This window comes from Rhizobium sp. Nf11,1, from assembly GCF_050587665.1.
GTDB lineage: Bacteria > Pseudomonadota > Alphaproteobacteria > Rhizobiales > Rhizobiaceae > Rhizobium.
In genome coordinates this window covers 1-1,459 of record NZ_JBOBHU010000066.1, presented here as the reverse complement: position 1 = coordinate 1,459, position 1,459 = coordinate 1, and the positions used below count along the sequence as shown (strand labels likewise).

Sequence of the window (1,459 nt, the reverse complement as noted above, 5' to 3'; positions counted from 1 at the left end):
AAGCGCGACAACGATAGCCACCAGCAGGCCGATGCTTGCGGCAACGAGCGTGGAAGCCCGACCGCTTGCCAGCAGGCCGATGACGATGAGCGCGGGCAATGCCCAGACGATGTAAAGCAATTCCGTCGAGACCCTCCGGCGGCGCCTGACCTTGCCAGGGTCAGGCCAGATCCTGCTCGAGCAAGGTCAGGCAGTGTGCCACCTTCTCCTTTGCAAGCGGCGGCAGAGGGAGAATGGGGCGAGGCGGCTCGGCCCGGCAGACGCCAAGCAGATCGGTCATCGAGTAAACGGTTCGCAGGCTGGAGAACTGCTTGAAGAGCTCCCAGATAGGGGCAAGACTTGCATCGATCCGGAGTGCCTCTTCAGCATCGCCGTTCTGAGCTGCTCTCACGAGGCGCAGGCACACGTCCGGAAGAATGCCAGCGAGCACGCTGTACCAGGTATCGGCCCCACAGATCATGGCTTTGGTAGCATTCCAGTCGCCGCTATAGCCGATCGAGAAGCTCTTGGGTGTGACGGATCTCTGCTGCCCCAGGTGGCTCGCGATCTCCTCGGGTTTTTCCGTCGGATTCTTGATCGCCACGATGCCAGGCACCTGAGCCAACCGTTCCACCAGGACAGCCGTGAAGCGGAAATGGGTCGTCCCCGGATTGTCATAGATCACGATGGGAAGGCCGCTCTTTCGAGCAACGGTGGAAAAATGCTCGAAGACTTCATCCTCCGTCAGCGGCGCGTACGAAACGGCGGCAAGTAGACCTGCGGTCGCGCCTGCGGCCTTGGCGTCCTGCGCCAGTCTGACCGCCTCGTCGGTCCGCAAGGCGCCGACGCCTGCCACGACCGGTATGGCCCCGCCGGTTTCCTCAATCGCCGCGCTTAGGGCTCGTCGCCGCTCCTCGCGGGACAGATACATGTAGGTTCCGGTGCTGCCGAGAAGGCCGATGGAGTCGACGCCTGCGATGCAAAGCCGCGCCACAAGCCTCTTGAGAGCGGCAGTGTCGACGCGACCGTCTAGGTCACTCGGCGTGATGGGAAATGCGGAAAGCCCGCTCAGGAAAGCCATTCGATGCTCCGGATCCGGTTCTGTGCTTCTATATTCGCAGTCGTCAATGCGGGCGTCACAAGGTCGCGAGCGCCTGCCTCAGGTCGCCAATCAGGTCATTCACGTCTTCAAGACCGACAGAAAGACGGATGAGGTCGTCACCAACCCCCGAGACCATATGGGCGTCTTTTCGGATCGATTGCCGCGCCCTCGTAATGCTGGCCGGATGATAGATCAGGGTGTCGGTGTCGCCGAGGCTCACTGCGCGTGTCATCAGTCGCAAGCGATCGAGCATATTTCTTGCGCCATCAAAGCCGGCATGAAGCCCAAAGGCGAGCATGCCCGACCCCTGTGTCATTTGCTTGCGCGCGATAGCCTGGTCTGGGTGCGATTCCAGGAAGGGATAGCTCACCCAGGACA

2 protein-coding genes are annotated in these 1,459 nt (G+C 61.5%); both read right to left on the bottom strand.

Going from position 1 to position 1,459, the window contains the following annotated elements; translation table 11 throughout:
* Window positions 1-160: 160 nt before the first annotated feature.
* Complete coding sequence (locus ACQ7C1_RS31675) at window positions 161-1,060, bottom strand: dihydrodipicolinate synthase family protein (protein WP_430961212.1); 900 nt, start codon at window positions 1,058-1,060, stop codon at window positions 161-163.
* Between the two features lie 55 nt (window positions 1,061-1,115).
* Window positions 1,116-1,459, bottom strand: a 344-nt coding sequence (locus tag ACQ7C1_RS31670; protein ID WP_430961211.1) for a PLP-dependent transferase, incomplete at its 5' end; no start/stop codon positions are given.